Below are 16967 nucleotides of genomic sequence, written 5' to 3' on the forward strand. Positions count from 1 at the left end.
TTATAAGATAATCAAAAATAAGTCAAGCACCCGTTTATAGCAATTATTGTGCCACTGAAATTCTATCGGATAAATCCCCATTTTCTCCAAATAAAAGAAGGTTCTGTGCCAATCTTTACTCAGAAAGCCAAATCTTTGCACACTTGCCAAAGAAGCCCCCTTAAAGCAATCGGTAATGCTTCATCAAGATTGATTCCAATTGGGAGGGTATGACCTTTTTCAGAAAGACCGCTAACTTCTCCGAAAAGGGACCGATGGTATAACGAAATTTTGGTTTTGGGTCTTTAATAATCCTCTCCAAAAGGAAGGCAACCTCCTGGGGATGGAGACCATTACGCTCGTCTTCCTCCATCACCCCCAATGCCCTCAAAAACTCCTCTTGATAAGAAGAATTCCTCTCCGATTCTAAGGTCTTTTGGCGATTGGTGGTGAATTGGGTTTGGAAATCTCCCGGCTCAATCAAAACGACTTTAATCTTGAACTTTTTCACCTCCATCCTCAATGCCTCACTCAAACCTTCCAAGGCAAACTTTGTGGCACTGTATAAACCTTGAAAGGGAAGTCCCATTAAACCAGCAAGGGAACTGATATTGACAATCAGCCCCCCTCCCTGTTGGCGCATGATTGGTAATACCGCCCGCAAGACCCGCAGGACCCCAAAGAAGTTAGTCTCAAATTGCCCCTTTGCCTCCTCAATCGTTGTCTCCTCTATCGCCCCGGCGATGCCGAAGCCGGCATTATTCACCACCACATCCAATCTCTTCTCTCTTTCAAAGAGATAATCAATCCCTCTCCTTACCGAATCGCAAGAATTGACATCCATCGGCATCATTGTCAAGAAATCGGAAATGGGGGTGAAAGAAGAGAGCTTTCGGCTGGTCCCGTAAACGGTATAACCTTTATTGGCTAAATGTTCGGCGCAGGCTTTGCCGATACCGGATGATGCCCCGGTGATAAAAATGACCTTTCTATTTTTCATTGCTCAACCTTTTTAGATAATCCTCTACCGCCGATTTTATCTCTTCCCTTTTCCCTTTTATGCCACCTTCCGCCAAGTCATCTCGCCCCCCACCCCCACCACCAAATCTCTTTCCTAAGAAATTGGCTAAATCCTTCGCCTTAATCTCTTGCGTCAAATCGGAAGAGATGCGAATGACAAATCTCTTCTCCCCTTCTCCTGCCAGAAAGACAGAGATGGTGCGTGACCAATCCCTTACGGTGTCGGAAAGGTTTCTCAAATCGTTGACCGTGAGATAGGGGTAATCCCGGAAGAGGAAAAAGAATTTTCCCACGGCCTCCGGAACCAAATCCTTCTTTAAGAAATTTAAAAGAAGGGAAGAGAGGCGCTCCACCCTCTTTTGGTAACTAAAAAGTGCCTCTTTCCACTCGGAAATCTTTTTCTCAATCAATCCCTTTTGACCAAATTCCCTTATTAAGTTTTTAATAATCATCTCCTCCTCATCAATCTCCCTCTTTACCCTCTCGCCGCATAGGGCTTCAATCCTCCTAATGCCGGCTGCCACTCCGGTTTCGGAGATAATCCGAAAGTAACCAATCTCTCCGGTCCTGCGCAGATGGGTACCACCACAAAGTTCTTTGGAGAAATTACCAATCTCAATCACATTAACCCTCTCTCCGTAGTGCTCGGTAAAAAGGGCTAAGGCACCCATCGCCTTCGCCTCAGCAATTGGGATGTTAAAATACTTTTTCACTTCTAAGTCTTTAAGGATCTGCTCGTAGACAATCTCCTCTATACTTTTAATCTCCCCTTCCTCTAAGGGACGGGGGAAATTGAAGTCAAATCTCAACCTCCCCGGTTCCACCAAAGAACCTTCCTGTCTCACCTCTTCCCCTAAGACCAACTTCAATGCCTTATGTAATAAGTGGGTGGCGGTATGGGCGCGTTCAATCTCCCTTCGCCTCCTTTCGTCAACAGAAGTGATAACCTTCCCAACTTTTATCTCCCCTTCCCTTAACCGCCCTTTAACAATCGGTATCCCAAACTGGTAATAGGAATCTAAAACCTCTAACTTAAACCCCTCACCCTCTATCCAACCGGTATCCCCAACTTGACCCCCGGCTTCCGCATAGAAAGGAGTGGCACTTAAAAAGACTTCATAAAGATCTTCACCCACCTTCTCATAAGAGAGGATTTCACTTTCTCCCCTTAAAGTCTCATAACCAATAAACTTCACCTCTCTCCCTTTCAGTACCTCAAGAGAAAGGGGAGAAGAGGAAACCTCCTTTCTTGATTTCTCCCTCTGCCTTTCTAAGAAGCGAAGGAAACCATCCCGATCAATCTCTAACCCCTCTTCCCTTGCCAACTCCTCTTGGATTTCAATACTGAAGCCATAGGTGTCCGCGAGGCGAAAGGCATCTTCCCCACAGATTATCCCATCTTTCGCCCTTTTCTTCACCTCCTGCCAACGTTTCATTCCCGAGGCTAAGGTTTCTAAGAAACGTTCCTCTTCCGCTTTAATAATTGAGGAAGCCTTCAAAAATGCCTCCTTCACTTCCGGATAATGGTTATGATAAAGGTCAACTACCGTACCCGATAATTGGTAAAGGAAAGGTTCTTTCACTTTAAGGATTTTATAAGCGAAGAGGAGAGCCCGACGAATTAAAGACCGAACGACATAACCCCTCTCCTCGGGTGAAGGTAAAATCCCATCGGCAATGGCAAAGAGAACCGCTCGGGTGTGGTCGGCACAGATATTGAAAGCAACCCGATTTTGGGAGGTTATCTCCTTTGAGAGGATCTCCGCCATCCTTTCAATTATCGGGGAAAAGCAGTCGGTCTCAAAAACCGATCTCTTCCCCTGGGAGACAAGGGCTAACCTCTCCAATCCCATTCCGGTATCAATCCCCCGATTTTTTAAGGGAAGTTTTCTCCCATCAGGCTGGCAATCGTATTGGGGAAAGACCAGATTGTAGAGTTCTAAAAAACGGTCGCAGTCACAACCGGGGGCACAGGTCGGTTTACCGCAACCGAATTCCTCCCCCAAATCAAAATAAATCTCCGAGCAGGGACCACAGGCACCTTGTCCCCCAGCCGGTCCCCAAAAATTATCCTCCTCCCCCAAGCGAAATATTCTCTTTTCCGAAAGACCAACCACCTTATGCCAAATTCGGTAAGCCTCCTCATCTTCCCTAAATACCGAAACAAAGAGTCTCTCCTCTTTTAAGCCAACAACCTTTAAGAGGTACTCCCAAGCCCAGAGAATCGCCTCCTCCTTAAAATAGTCACCGAAGGAGAAATTGCCCAGCATCTCAAAGAAGGTGAGGTATTTGGGAGATTTGCCAACCTTTTCCAAATCCGAAACCCTGAGGCACTTCTGGATACTACAAGCCCTCTTATAAGGAAGGGGTTTCGTTCCTGCCCAAAGGGGTTTGAATTGAACCATTCCCGCAGTAGTGAAAAGGAGGGTTGGGTCATCCTTGGGATAAAGGGGGGAAGAGGGAACGACGGTATGACCCCTCTGGGCATAAAAATCTAAAAATGTCTTTCTAATCTCCTCAATCTTCATTTGGAAAATGCCTTCTCATAAATCTTCTCTTCAATCTCCTTTGCCAAGTTAGGATTCTTTTCTAAGAATTCTATCACCTGCTCCCTTCCCTGACCAATCCGGTCTTCCTTATAGGAGAACCAGGCACCACTCTTCTGAATAATTCCCAAGGAACTTCCCACATCAACAATCTCTCCGAGACGGTTAATCCCTTTCCCGTAAATGATATCAAATTCTGCCTCCTTAAAGGGAGGAGCCAACTTATTCTTAACGACGCGCACTTTGGTTCGCGCCCCGATAAACTCTTCCCCTCTTTTGAGTGTAGAAACTTTCCTCACCTCCAATCTTAAAGTGGCATAGAACTTCAACGCCAAACCACCAGGGGTCGTCTCCGGGCTACCATAGAGAACACCAATCTTATGCCTTATCTGATTGGTGAAGATGGCACACGTATTTGACTTGTGAATGACACCGGAGAGTTTCCTCAATGCCTGCGACATTAACCGCGCCTGGACTCCAACCTGAGCCTCACCCATCTCCCCTTCAATCTCCGCCCTCGGCACAAGGGCGGCAACTGAATCAATGACGAAGACATCCAAGGCTTGGCTCCGAGTGAGAATTTCGGCAATCTCTAAGGACTGTTCTCCGGTATCCGGTTGAGAGAGATATAAATTATCCAAATCAACCCCCAAGGCTTCGGCATAGGAAGGATCAAGGGCATGCTCGGAATCAATGAAACAAGCAATCCCCCCTCTCTTCTGTGCCTGGGCAATCACGGAAAGGGCTAAGGTTGTCTTTCCTGAAGCCTCCGGTCCGAAGATCTCGCAGATCCTCCCCTTCGGAAAACCGCCAATCCCCAAGGCAATATCTAAGGCAAGAGAACCGGTGGGGATAATATCTACTTCCATCTTCCTCCCTTTTTCCCCCAACTTCATCACTGCCCCTTTCCCAAACTGCTTTTCAATCTGGGCGATGGCAGAGGCAATCGCTTTTATCTTTTCCTTATCAATCTCTTTTGCCATTTTTCACCTCTTCACTAAAATTAAGTTTAGGGGAAAAAAAGGGAAAGTCAACATTGGTATGGAAGCAATAAGAGAGAAGAGCCACTTTATGGTGGTAGAGATTTTTGACCAAAAGAATTGAATTTCTCGTTGATGATAATACCTTGCCAAAATAAACCTCTCGCCACCTTCTATTCAAGAAGAAGAGTTACAATCTAAGGAGTGAGCGGAAGATAAAAAGATGAAATAGAACTTTCCCACTTCGGTGGTCACACCCTTCTGAAAAGTGTCTCTTGAATTAAATAAGTTATTATAAATCAAAGGCTTATAAAAAAGGGGGAAATTTAGTGTCAGAAATTGGGGGGTATTTCCGTATTTATTATAGAGGGCTATGAAGAAGTTAAAAGAAATTATTAAGGTAAGTGATTGGGTTCTAATCCCAACCCTTGAAGAGAGATTGAGGAGGTATTATCGGGTAATTAGCACTTAATAAAAATGGCATTAAATAATAAAAAACTTTATCAAACAGGAGGGGTTTATCTTTATAAAAAGGGGTGTAGCATACAGGGGATGGTATCGGGGATTTAATGGAAGGCATAATCTAAGGCATAATTTTAGGCTTAATCGGAGTTTTAATAGAGGGTTTAATTGAGAATCTAATAAATACTCTAAAAGAAGTTATAACCGGCGGTATAATCAGAAGCCTAATTCAGAGTTTAATAGAAAGGATAATAAAGAGTTTAATCATGTGTCTAATTAAGGGTTTAATCCGAAGGGAAAATAGAAACCTAATTGAGAATGATTAGTGGAGAAGAATAATCTTTTCTCTTTGAATAGAGCCCTCGCTTTCCATCCGCTCCCAATAAATGGGTAAAACTTTCCCCGGATGCGCATCGTGTGCCAATGAGGGCAAAATCTGATTTCCTTGCTGGGTGGATACCGGGAAACTATCAATAATAACACCAGAAGGATTTAAGCGGGCACCATAGATATCAGATCACAAGATAATTTATGCCATCTTTCCCGGATTTTATGTTGACTTTAAGGTAATTTTTTGTAATTTAACCTATGGCAAAAATCTACTACAATTTTATTGATGGGAAATGGGTAGAGAGTAAAACAAAAAGGACCTACGAAAATCGTAATCCCGCCAACTACGAAGAGGTGATTGGCGTTTTCCCTTCTTCTAATGCGGAAGATGTTGACTTGGCGGTAAAGGCGGCAAAAAAGGCTTACCAGCACTGGCGGAAGGTCCCACCCCCGAAAAGGGGAGAAATCCTCCGCAAAGCGGGTGAGATTCTTTTAGAAAGGAAAGAAGAGATCGCTCAGATTATGACCAGAGAAATGGGAAAGGTGCTAAAAGAGACCAGAGGCGATGTGCAAGAAGGGATTGATACCGCCTTCTATGCGGCTGGAGAAGGGAGGAGATTGTTCTCCTTCACCACCCCCAGTGAATTACCAAATAAGGTCTGTATGGTCTATCGCCAACCGATAGGCGTCTGGGGAATTATCACCCCCTGGAATTTCCCCTTAGCAATTCCTTCTTGGAAAATCTTCCCGGCTCTTTTATGCGGCAATACCGTGGTCTTCAAACCCGCCACTGATACCCCAGCCACCGCTTTCCTTTTGGTTGAAATTTTAATGGAGGCCGGATTGCCCGAAGGGGTTGTCAATTTAGTCTTCGGCCGGGGTGGCGAAGTCGGTGAAGCATTACTTAGCCATCCCGAAATCTCCGGCATCTCCTTCACCGGTTCTTCAGAAGTGGGGAGAAGAATTGGGGAAGTCTGCGGCCGGACCTTAAAAAGATGCTCCTTAGAATTGGGTGGGAAAAATGCCCAGATTGTTCTGGCTGATGCCGATCTCAATTTAGCCTTAGAGGGTGTGCTCTGGGGCGCCTTCGGTACTACCGGCCAGAGATGTACCGCTACCTCCCGACTCATCTTAGAGGAGAAGATCTACGAGCAGTTTATTGAAATGCTAATTGAAAGGACAAAGAAATTGAAATTGGGTAACGGCTTAAAGGAAGATACCGACGTTGGACCTTTGATTAGCGAAAAGCAGAGGGAGACGGTACACCAATATGTGGAGATTGGGAAGAAGGAAGGGGCGAAGTTAGTCTGTGGTGGTAAACCTTACCAAGAGGGAGAATGCGCCAAGGGCTATTTCTATGAACCAACAATTTTTATTGATGTGAAGCCGGAGATGACCATTGCCCAGGAAGAGATCTTCGGTCCCGTTCTTTCCGTAATTAAAGCGAAAGATTTAAAAGAAGCGATTTCTATCTTAAATAAGACCCGCTACGGCCTCTCTTCCGCCATTTACACCCGAGATGTGAATAAGGCATTTACAGCAATCTCCGAAATTGAGGCGGGGATTACCTATGTCAACGCCCCCACAATCGGTGCGGAGTGCCACTTGCCTTTCGGGGGGGTGAAAGATACCGGCAATGGACATCGGGAAGGTGGCTGGACGGTTTATGATATCTTCTCGGAGTTGAAGACGGTTTATATTGACTACTCCGGCTCTCTCCAAAAGGCACAGATTGATACCTGGCAAAAGAGAGATTAAAGGTTATATTCAATAATCTTTTTCCTTAAAGTCTCGCGATGGATACCTAAAAGTTCGGCGGCCCGGCTAATCTGGCCGTTGGTCTTTGCCAGCGCCTCCTTAATCGCCTTCTTCTCAATAATTTGGAGGTTTAAGGTGGCAAAGCTCTTCTCAATCTCTTCTTCCTTCCCTTCCTCCCGCTTTTGGAGAAAACGCATCATACCCAAGGTGGGTATGAGGTGGTCAATGTCAATCTCTTGGGCATTCTCGGCTAACGCCCTTTCGTAAGCCCTTTCAAGGATGTTGCGCAAGGTTCGGACGTTACCCTCAAATAGTGAGTTTTCCCCTTTGAGATAGTCATTGATTAAAGTGAAAAGGAAAGAATGACCAGAAGGAGAAAGGGGGATCAGTTTCTTGCCGGGGAGGGCGGTAGCAATCCTCCTGATGAAGAAGTGAGAAAACCGGTCAAGATCCCTTTCCACAACCGTTGGCGCCTCGTTACCCCACCTCTCTTTAAGGGAAGGGACAAGGAGACAATGTTGAAAGAGTCGGGAATAGAAGTCGGGTCTTAAAGTTTGGGAGAGTTTTTCCAGTGGTTGATTGGTGGCGGCGATAATCCGGATATCAATCTCCCTCTCCCAAGAAGCCCCCAAACGTTTTATCCTTTTGTACTCCAATGCCCTTAATAACTTAATCTGAATCTCAGATGATAGTTCACCAATCTCATCTAAGAAGACGGTTGAGGTATTAGCGGATTCAAATATCCCTTCCCGGGGTAAAACCGCACCGGTGAAGGCACCCCTTTCGTGACCGAAGAGTTCGTCTTCAATCAGGTTATAGTCTAAAGCGGCGATGTTGACAGTAAGGGGCTCTCTCTTCTCCGCCTTCTCCTTCTCAAATCTTAAAGAGAGGCGGTGGATGATGCGGGCGACCAGTTCCTTCCCCACTCCGGGTTCGCCTAATAACATCACCGTCGCATCCGAAGGAGCGATCTTCTCAATCTCCCCCACTACATAACTCATCAAACGGGATTCGCCAATCACAAAGTTGAACTCCTCTTCCCAATTCTTTTTCTTCTCTTCTCCTACGGGTCTTAAAGCGAAGAAGTCAATCTTGCGGACAACCGAGGGATAAAAATTCTCACCCACCGCACTCATCGGGACGAAGGTTGCCCTTCCGTAACCCGGACCCACTAAAAGGTTAGCGAACTTTTTTAGAGAGGCGATACCCACCCGTAAGGAAAGGAATAGGACCGGGACGATTTTATCAATCTTCCGGAGGGCACTGAAGATTATAAATCCCTGTAAAGCCTTAACATCATAAGGGGCAACAAATTCCATCCCCCACTCCTCAGGGGTGAGGAGTTCTTCATCTTGAAGGTGGGTGAAATCAATATCCTGAACGACTAAAGAAACAAACTTCCCCCTATTCTTCCTATACCAGTCAATCAGTTCTTTGCCGTGGCGGAAATGGAGAAATTCAAATTCGGAAAGGAGACGACCCTCTTGGTAATCCCGAATCTGTTCCATTAAAGTGAGATAACTCTCTCTCAAATCATCACAAATTAAGATGTAAGGTTTCATCGAGCAATTATCCCCTTAATGATTCCTACTAAATCCAAAAAGGTTACCCACAACTTCTCATATTCTTCCTTTCCTCCTCCATAAGCGAAATAGTTGGGGTAGCGAAAGGCAAGCATCTGCAAATCTTCTGCCAGATGACCTTCTTTTAGATTGGGTTCGCTTTGGGCATCGGAATAAAAAGAAAATTTTACCTTTCTTGCCCAATCGGTTGGGTGGAGGTAAGAGATTTTAATTTGGGAAAAGGATTGGGCGTAACGGAAATGGTCGGAGAAGATATGGCTGAAGACACCCTCAATTGTCTTGTCGAGGAATAGGAGGACATCCGCTGCCAACGGGTCAATGGCGACGCAATCCCAGGATTGACCAATCTCTAAAATCCTCCCTTCCACAAATTTGGTGAGCAGATGGAGGTGGGGAGAGGAGAGAAATTTGGCTAAAAAACTCTTATACTCTTTCTCATCCCAGATCTGGGGAAGGGAATTTCCGGGGGGTAGGCGGTAGCGCTTAAATATCTCATCCAATTTCCGGAGGGCAGCGGGAAAATTACCCTTTACCACAAAGTTGTGGTCTAAGGTCACGACCTCAGAGGCGAGGGTCACAATCTCCGAAACATCCCTCTTCCCTAGTTTCCTCTTTTGGCCACTCTTTTTTAAGAGAAGAAGAGCGAAGATGATAGGTAGGGAAATTAAGAGGAGGAGGGAGAACGCCCTTAACACTCTTTGCCAATAGTAGGCGGTCACGAAAGTTCTTCGTAATTGCCCAATGGTCTTCTCTTCACTCCAAAGTTGGTCGTTTAAGAGATTGGCGACCAAAAATACCCTCTCCCCTTCTTCCCAATCTCTCTTCTTGGTTAAAAGAGAAAAGAGCGAGAGCATCTTTTCCTTCTTCAATAAGAATTCCCGGCGCTCGTTATAAAAAATTTTTAATCCTTCGGGTTGCAGGAGGGCAAAGTCAAGAAGGCCGTCACCATTGATATCAGAAAGGGAAAGGTCTTTGATCTCCAATTGGCAGCAGGGCACCTTAAAACCTGAGGGATAGATAAGATACAAATCCTTTTCCATTTGGCAGAGGAGAAAGGGAGAGAGTACTTTTATCACCACCTTCCCTCTTTGACCAATAATCGGAATGCCGGGGATAGGAGAACTCTTTTTTCTCTGGTAGCGCACCAAAAATAAATCAACTCCTCTTCTTTTAAGATAATATATGGTGTCATTTAAATTGAAAACCGCAAGGATTTTTTCTCCTTTCAGGGTCAAATTTTTTTCCCATCGCCCGCTTGGCAATTCGAACTCGTAGATTCCCGAACTTTCTGCTAGGTAAAACTTTTGTCCTTTCCAAGAGGCGCTGTGGACTTCGGAAAGGGGAAAAGAGAAGAGTTCTCTCATCCCTCTTTCCGTGAGGTGGTAAAAAGAACTCCCGGTCGGCTGGATAATAGCAAAATGGAAGGGAGAAACCGAGAAAGAGGAAATAATCTTTTCGTTTAAGATTTTTTCCACCTTCGGCTGGAAGTTATCAAAAGAGAGGTGATAAATCCCATCCTCAGAGACAAGGTAACAACTATTAGAATAGACATAGGAATTGATCACCCTCTTCGGGAAATGATGGGTGGAGAGAATCTTGCCGGATAAATCCGTAATAATCATCTCGCCGTTTTTAGTAAATAGAACAATCTCTTTCTCCTTGTCTCCTCTGATATTAAGAAATTGGCAGTGGTAGAAATCTTTTCGGGGAAGGGGAAGAAAATACGCCGAAAAGAATTGGGAAAAGATAAAGAGAATGGAGAAGGAAGGATGAATCATTCTATTCCCACTGGTAAATTGCCAACCCCTCCCCTACCGTCAAAAACCCGTTGCCCAAAGGGAGGCAGGCATAAACCACATCCTCCAAATCGGAGGCCTCGCGGGTCCTCAGTTGGGGCGATAAACGGTAGAACCAATCTTCCCGTCTTCCTTTCTCCTTTTCCAAGATGAGATTCACCATAATCTCCGTCCCTTCGTCGGTTTCAAAGACTCCCAAAAGATAAACGATCACCCGGTGATAAGAAAGGGAGGGGGCAAATCTTTTTCGCCAAAGAACTTTCTCCCCTTTCATCACCAAAATTCCTCCTTCCCTTCCTGAATAGGTTAAAACCTTTTCCTTTTCTCCGTCATTATCAAAATCGTAAAGAGAAAAATCGTTAAAGAAAATCCCGTTGCCGCCTAATCCCTTCCTCTCCAATTCCTTTCCGTCTTCCGTCTGGTAGGTAAGAAGCTGGCTTTTCTTATTGGTAGGATCAAAGAGCAAAAGAAAAAGGGTTTTCCCATCCGTCCTGCAAAAGCCTTGCGCCATAAAATCATTAAACCCAAGTTCTTGATCCCAGTTATTTCTCCCTCGGGCGTAAATTTTCCTCTCACCCAAAATAAATAAAGTGCCTTCCCCCCTTCCCAAGAACCTTCCCGCGGATAACTTTTCTTGGGAGATTATCTTCCCTTCGGGTAAGGAATAAGAAAAAAGGAAACTTTCCTCCCCTTTCCTCTCTAATGTCCAAACCCTCATTTTTCCTTCTTGCTCGGTAACAAAGAAATCTTTCAGCCAAAAACTATCCGCGAGGCGCAACCGATAGCGACGAGTTAAACTTCCCCTCTCTCCTTTAACAAAAAAGAAGATCTCTTTCCCATTGGTGAGGGTTAGAAAATCCTTTTCCAAAAAAGAGAAAATCTTGGGACGTGAAGAAGAGAAGGGTAATTTCTTTAAGAGGGAGAGGGTAGGGGAAAGGATATAGACATTGGGTAGATTGGCTGAGTAAAAAACAATCTCTTCCTCCCTCCCGCCCCAAAAATCTCCGCGCTGAAGGAGAGCGGGAGAAGAAGAGAGGGAGAAGGGGAGGTTTTCTGTAGAAAATAGTCCCTCCGCTATCCAATTACAGACTAACGTCCTATCTCTAACCTTTAATTTAGGTAAATCCTGTATTTCCCTCTTACACCCAAAGGGGAGTGTCAGAAAACTTAAAAATAGGAGAAAAAAGGAGAAAATCATTTCCGAGTTTTAACTCTCCCCTCCCGGGAGAAAACTCCCCGGTAGGTGTGCCAAAGATGAGGACTGTGAACCCGACCCGCCGGAAAAGCGAAAATCCTCTCATCCCAAGAAGTGGCTAATAAGATCCCATCCCGGGTGAGGGTTAAAGATGGGGTGATGAAAAACCCTTTCTCACTATAGGCGATCTCCTTCCGAAAGAGAAGTTGCCCATCTTCCCGCAGGGAATAGAGATACCCGTCATCGGAGAAGAGAAAGACCCGACCGTCTTCGGTCACAACCGGACTGGCGATGATTTCGTCATCGGTAGTAAAAAATGGGATTAAACCACCGTACCTCCCTTTTTTATAAAGGACACCATCATCCGCCCCGAAGAGAAAAGTATCTCCCCGAAAAACTCCTTCACATCTTATCGGATCCTCTTCGGGGGTGGCTGCCTTCCAGAGCAACTCCCCTTTTTTATTCAAGGCGTAGAGAAAACCATCTTCACAACCTGCCAGAAGATAACCATCTGGACTCAGTTGGCAGCCGGTGAGGAAAGGATCTTCGTTGGGAGTTTGCCAAGAGAAAAGCATTTTGCCATCCCTCGTGAAGGAGTAGATACCATCCGCGGTCAAAAAGATTTGACCTTTTTCGTCAATCGTCACCGGAGAAGGTTCACTAGCGACCTTCTTTTTCCATAGTAACTTACCTCCCAAAGAAAGGGAGAATAATTGGCCATCATCGGTAACGAAGAAGATTCTTTCCCCATCCGTAGCCGCTGGTTGGTAAATCTCGCTACCCGCCGAAAATTGCCAGAGCAGTTTGCCGGTAGTATCAAGGCAATAGAGGGTTGAATCAAGGGCACCGAAGATAACCTTATCCCTAAAAACTATGGGGGTGGCGTAAACCGAATTTCGGGTAGAAAAAGAGAAACGGAAAGCCCCATCCTTCCGAAAAGAGATTAAGGCATTATCTTCTAACCCCAAATAGAGATTGTCGTTTTCGTCTAAGGCGGGGGTAGAAATCGTAGCGGAAGGTAAAGGGATTTCAAAAAGGGCAAGCCTCTCTTTAATCTCAATCGCCAACGATTCAACCGCGGTAAAACCTTTCTTACTGTGCCCTGCAACCTTCAGCCAGTAAACCCCCGGTTTTTTATACTGATGTCCCACTTCAATCTCCCCTGAAACAAAAGAAGAGCGATAGACCTCTCCGTCGCCAAAGAATACTTCATAAACTAAGGTCTCGGGCTTCTCTGTGGAAATGGTAAAAAGCACCTCCTCTGTGGTATCACCAAAGAGGGGAACTTTCTTTAAATTCAAGACCGGCTGAGCAAAAACGAAAGGATAAGTGAAAAAGATAATTATTAGAGGAAAGGAAAAAGGGATGAGGATTTTCTCTTTTCTAACTGCCATCTTCCCTCCTTTTTTTCTTAATCTCTATCTTTTCTACCTTGATCTTTGCCTCTCTTAAAAATTTATTCGCCAGTTGGTCATAATAAGGTTCTAAGAAGCAGATCCTTTTAATCCGGGCGTTAATTAGCATCTTGACACAGGTGATACAAGGTTGATGGGTAGAATAAAGAGTGGCGCCGGAGACATCAATTCCAAAAGCAGCGGCTTGTAATAAAGCATTCTGCTCCCCGTGGAGACCCCGGCAGAGTTCAATCCGCTCGCCCGGTTTTAAACCCAGCCTCTCCCGCAAACAACCTGTCTCCGCACAATGCTTTAAGCCGGTGGGTGCTCCGTTATAACCGGTGGCTAATATCCTTTTATCCTTCACCAAAATCGCCCCCACCTTTCGCCGGAGACAGGTGGAACGTTCGGAGACCATCTGGGCAATTTGGATAAAGTATTCATCCCAAGAGAGGCGGCTATCTTTCTCCTTTCTTCTCATTTTAGGAGATAGTGGGCGATATTCGCCTTTTTATCTAAAACCGGTCTGATCTTCCCATTAGGAGAAGTGGCAATCGTTGTTACCCCCGGCCCGTGGCCCGCGACGACGCAGTTGGCATGGACCACAACCCCAATGGAGACGGCGCCGCGTCTTAAACACCGGCCGTAGGTATTGTCTGTGTCCAAAAGGCAGACAATATCCCCAAAACGGAGTTCGTTCAGCCGAAGTTTTCTTACGAGATCTTGGTCTTGCGTCGTGATATCATAATCACCAGTAGAGGTGGTAACCCCGCCCAAACCGGAGCCCATCACCTCCGGGGGAAGGATATGGGTTACCGGAAAATGAAGAAACCCGTTTTTAATTTTCAGGTCAAATTTTTCCAATAAATTGGGGTCAAGATTATAAAATTTAACGGAAGGTAAGCCCAAAATCTCCAAACCCTGCCCCACTGCCTTAATCTGAATTTTATCCCCAATCACCAATTTCTCTAAGGTCTCTTCGGGAAAATAGACTAAAATATGCTCAATCCCTCCGTGTTTACCGGTGACAAAACCTTCATCCCCCTTCGCCTCCCCAGAAACCACCTTCGCGGAATTACCGATACAGGCATAAGTGTTGAGCGCCCGATTTTCGTCTTCATCCTTCACCCGGATGGAAACACCCGGTTCTAAGTGGTCGCCCACCCAACCGAAGACGGGATCACCAATTTTTATATTATAGACAATTCCCCCGGTTCCGGGAAAGACCTTCGGTTCTCCTTTATAATCAATGGTGTAAGGTTGGCGTCTTCGGGGAGGGGCAACCTCTCCCAGGACAGAGATCCAGGGTAAAAATTCTTTATTGGTCTTTATCTTCATAGTTCCCTCCAAAGAAATAACCTTCCTTTAACGCCTTAATATTAACTTCTAAGGTCTTACCCTTCATCTTCTCTTTAAGAACCGAGCAGAGATTGTCTAAAGAGACAATCTCTGTGCGGCGGGCAAAATATCCCAAAATGACCATATTTGCCACCTGAGGCGATTGGCATACCTCTTGGGCAATCTTTTGGGCAGGGATGGGAAAATGATTCCTTTCCCATTTCCAATTGCAGATGGTAGCATCCAAAAAGACTTTTGTCTCTTCGCTAATCAAAGGAATGATTTTCTCATAACCTTCCGAGGCAAGGGAAATTAAATATTCAGGTTTTAAAACAAAAGGGGAGGAAATTTCCTTTTCGGAAATCATCACATCACAACTCACATCTCCTCCCCGAGCCTGAGAAGAGTAGCCGGCAATGGCACTGGCGAATTTCCCTTTAAGAATGGCGGCGTGAGCTAAAATCTCCCCCGCCAGAACAATTCCTTGTCCTCCTTTTCCGACGATTTTAATCTCAATCATATTCACCGATGATAATTTTCCCTTTTAAATCCCCTTTTCCCATCACCTTTGCTTTCTCATAAGAAATTACCACCTTCTTTATCTCTTGGAAGTAGTCGTAAATGGAAAAAAGTCTATTTCGCCTCCCAAATTGGGTGACACAGGGAGAGATAACATCAATGAAGGAAAATCCCTTACTCGTCAAAGCCTTGACGATAGCCTTGATCAAAGGTTTCGTATGGAAGACCGTCCAGCGGCTCACATAATCCGCCTCACAACTCTTAACCAATCGGCACAGATCAAAGGGGCGTTCTTCGTTGCCAAAAGGGGTTGTCTCCGTGAGACAACCTTCCGGGGTGGTTGGGGAAACTTGCCCCCCGGTCATCCCGTAGATAGAATTATTAGCACAGATCACCACCAGCGGCAGATTCCTCCTTGCGGCGTGGATTAAATGATTCCCCCCAATCGCCGCCAAATCCCCATCCCCAGAGATGACAACGACTTTTAAGTCGGGTCGGGTGAGGCAAACTCCGGTGGCGTAGGCTATTGCCCGACCGTGTAGGGTATGTAAGGTATCAGCCTTAAAGTGGGGAGAAGGGATCCAGGCACCGCAACCGATCCCGGAGACAAAAACCATTTTGGTGAAATCTAAGTGACCGGAGGTGGACAACTCGTCAATCGCCCGCAAGATGGCTTGCAGCAAAATCCCATGGCCACAACCCGGACAAAAAGGTGTTGGAAAGACCTCCTCTCTCAAATATTTATAAAGATGGCGGCTCATAAAATCTCCTCAATCTTTTTCATCACCTCCCAGGGGTAAATCGCCTCTCCTTTCGTCTTAAAAAGCCCAAGGATCTCCTTTCCGGGAAGGATCCGTTGCACCTCGTTAATCAATTGGCCACAATTCATCTCGCAGACCAGAATCTTTCGGGCAGGAATTTTCTTTAACTCCTCCTCCGGAAAGGGCCAGATGGTGATGGGCCGGAAGAGGCCAACTTTAATACCTTCTTTCCGTAAACTATCCACCGCGTAATAACTACTCCGCGCGGTGATGCCGAAGGCAATAAGACAAATATCACAATCTTCTGTGAAATAGGTTTCAAAGCGAATAATTTCCCCTCTATTCTTATCAATCTTTTCGCAAAGACGCCGGTTTAATCTATCCTGCACCTCTGGGTGATAGACCTTTCTCACCCCCCATTCGTTGTGGGTTGAGCCGGTAACTAAAAGTGCCTCCCCTTCTCCGAAGGCGGGCATCGGCGGAATTAATTCTCCCCCAAAAGGTGGCTTACCTTTTTCTTTATTCCGGTCAAAAATTACTACCTCCGGTTTCACCAAAAGGGTCTCCTTCAAATGGCCAATAACCTCATCCCCCAAAAGGATGACCGGAACTCTGTATCTTTCGGAAAGATTAAAGGCGAGGATGGTCAAATCGTACATCTCCTGAACCGACCAGGGAGAAAGGGCAATGATCCGGTAATCACCATGAGCACCCCATCTTGCTTGCATAATGTCACCCTGGCCGGGTCTTGTCGCTTGACCAGTAGCCGGTCCCTGCCTCTGGATATTAACGATGACAATTGGGGTTTCGGTCATTAAGGCATACCCAATCCCTTCCAACATCAGAGAAAAACCCGGACCAGAAGTGGCGGTCATCGCCTTCACCCCCGACCAGGAGGCCCCGATACAGGCACTGATGGAACCAATCTCATCCTCCATCTGGATGAAAAAACCACCTACTTCCTTCAACCTTTTTGCCATATGCTCCATAATCTCTGAAGAAGGGGTGATGGGGTAACCGGCATAAAACCGACAACCCGCAGCTAATGCCCCTTCGGCACAGGCAATATTCCCCGCCAGGAAGTAGCGCTGGGGGGAAAGAAGCGCTTTTTCTATTCTTTCTGGCATTTCTCCACCGTGATCGCCAAATCCGGGCAGAGGTATTCGCAGAGGAGACAACCGATACATTTCTCCTCGTGCGCCACCTTGGGAAGAGAAGCGTCTTTCTCAAAAACTTTTTTGGGACAGATTTGGTAGCAAAAAAGACAACCTTTACACCATTCTTTACGGATTGCGACCTTAAACAT

At 45.7% G+C, this 16967-nt stretch carries 16 protein-coding genes; 1 reads left to right on the plus strand and 15 read right to left on the minus strand.

Annotated elements, in window-relative coordinates; genetic code table 11:
* Genes ABIL00_00305 through ABIL00_00325 form a run of 5 tightly spaced genes read right to left on the minus strand, consistent with a single transcriptional unit; the run spans window position 1 to window position 4706 of the window.
* Entirely contained in the window at window positions 1-150 is a 150-nt protein-coding gene (locus ABIL00_00305; protein MEO0109205.1) for a hypothetical protein, read from the minus strand.
* A gap of 10 nt (window positions 151-160) precedes the next feature.
* Window positions 161-979 carry an SDR family oxidoreductase gene (locus ABIL00_00310; GenBank protein MEO0109206.1) on the minus strand — a complete coding sequence of 273 codons (819 nt, stop codon included), beginning with the start codon at window positions 977-979 and terminating at the stop codon, window positions 161-163.
* Window positions 969-3527: an alanine--tRNA ligase gene (gene alaS, locus ABIL00_00315; GenBank protein ID MEO0109207.1), complete on the minus strand. Its 2559-nt coding sequence runs from the start codon at window positions 3525-3527 to the stop codon at window positions 969-971. The genes ABIL00_00310 and alaS overlap by 11 nt, the downstream gene beginning before the upstream one ends.
* The gene (gene recA / locus ABIL00_00320) at window positions 3524-4528 is read right to left on the minus strand and encodes a recombinase RecA (GenBank protein ID MEO0109208.1); all 1005 of its coding nucleotides are present in this window, start codon (window positions 4526-4528) and stop codon (window positions 3524-3526) included. The genes alaS and recA overlap by 4 nt, the downstream gene beginning before the upstream one ends.
* On the minus strand, window positions 4512-4706 hold the full coding sequence (locus ABIL00_00325; protein MEO0109209.1) for a hypothetical protein: 195 nt from the start codon (window positions 4704-4706) through the stop codon (window positions 4512-4514). Before ABIL00_00325 ends, recA begins: the two co-directional genes overlap by 17 nt.
* Window positions 4707-5575: 869 nt before the next feature.
* Here ABIL00_00325 and ABIL00_00330 point away from each other — a divergent pair.
* Window positions 5576-7075: an aldehyde dehydrogenase family protein gene (locus ABIL00_00330; protein ID MEO0109210.1), complete on the plus strand. Its 1500-nt coding sequence runs from the start codon at window positions 5576-5578 to the stop codon at window positions 7073-7075.
* Here the strand turns inward: ABIL00_00330 and ABIL00_00335 are convergent.
* From ABIL00_00335 to ABIL00_00380, 10 genes are read right to left on the minus strand one after another with little or no spacing between them, the layout of a single operon-like run.
* Window positions 7072-8637, minus strand: coding sequence for a sigma 54-interacting transcriptional regulator (locus tag ABIL00_00335; GenBank protein MEO0109211.1), 1566 nt, complete (start codon window positions 8635-8637; stop codon window positions 7072-7074). The genes ABIL00_00330 and ABIL00_00335 overlap by 4 nt on opposite strands.
* On the minus strand, window positions 8634-10436 hold the full coding sequence (locus tag ABIL00_00340) for a hypothetical protein (GenBank protein ID MEO0109212.1): 1803 nt from the start codon (window positions 10434-10436) through the stop codon (window positions 8634-8636). The genes ABIL00_00335 and ABIL00_00340 overlap by 4 nt, the downstream gene beginning before the upstream one ends.
* Window position 10437: 1 nt before the next feature.
* Window positions 10438-11652: a hypothetical protein gene (locus ABIL00_00345; protein ID MEO0109213.1), complete on the minus strand. Its 1215-nt coding sequence runs from the start codon at window positions 11650-11652 to the stop codon at window positions 10438-10440.
* Window positions 11649-13043 carry a PQQ-binding-like beta-propeller repeat protein gene (locus ABIL00_00350; protein MEO0109214.1) on the minus strand — a complete coding sequence of 465 codons (1395 nt, stop codon included), beginning with the start codon at window positions 13041-13043 and terminating at the stop codon, window positions 11649-11651. The genes ABIL00_00345 and ABIL00_00350 overlap by 4 nt, the downstream gene beginning before the upstream one ends.
* The gene (locus ABIL00_00355; GenBank protein MEO0109215.1) at window positions 13033-13524 is read right to left on the minus strand and encodes a dCMP deaminase family protein; all 492 of its coding nucleotides are present in this window, start codon (window positions 13522-13524) and stop codon (window positions 13033-13035) included. Before ABIL00_00355 ends, ABIL00_00350 begins: the two co-directional genes overlap by 11 nt.
* Window positions 13521-14381 (minus strand): DUF4438 domain-containing protein, encoded by an 861-nt coding sequence (locus tag ABIL00_00360; GenBank protein MEO0109216.1) that lies wholly within the window; start codon window positions 14379-14381, stop codon window positions 13521-13523. The genes ABIL00_00355 and ABIL00_00360 overlap by 4 nt, the downstream gene beginning before the upstream one ends.
* Window positions 14362-14901, minus strand: a complete 540-nt coding sequence (locus ABIL00_00365; protein ID MEO0109217.1) for a 2-oxoacid:acceptor oxidoreductase family protein — start codon at window positions 14899-14901, stop codon at window positions 14362-14364. The genes ABIL00_00360 and ABIL00_00365 overlap by 20 nt, the downstream gene beginning before the upstream one ends.
* Window positions 14894-15661: a thiamine pyrophosphate-dependent enzyme gene (locus ABIL00_00370; protein ID MEO0109218.1), complete on the minus strand. Its 768-nt coding sequence runs from the start codon at window positions 15659-15661 to the stop codon at window positions 14894-14896. The genes ABIL00_00365 and ABIL00_00370 overlap by 8 nt, the downstream gene beginning before the upstream one ends.
* Window positions 15658-16788 carry a 2-oxoacid:acceptor oxidoreductase subunit alpha gene (locus ABIL00_00375; protein MEO0109219.1) on the minus strand — a complete coding sequence of 377 codons (1131 nt, stop codon included), beginning with the start codon at window positions 16786-16788 and terminating at the stop codon, window positions 15658-15660. Before ABIL00_00375 ends, ABIL00_00370 begins: the two co-directional genes overlap by 4 nt.
* On the minus strand, window positions 16773-16967 hold the full coding sequence (locus ABIL00_00380) for a 4Fe-4S binding protein (GenBank protein MEO0109220.1): 195 nt from the start codon (window positions 16965-16967) through the stop codon (window positions 16773-16775). Before ABIL00_00380 ends, ABIL00_00375 begins: the two co-directional genes overlap by 16 nt.

This window comes from candidate division WOR-3 bacterium (genome assembly GCA_039801905.1).
Lineage (GTDB): Bacteria > Hydrothermota > Tepidihabitantia > Tepidihabitantales > JBDRVQ01 > JBDRVQ01.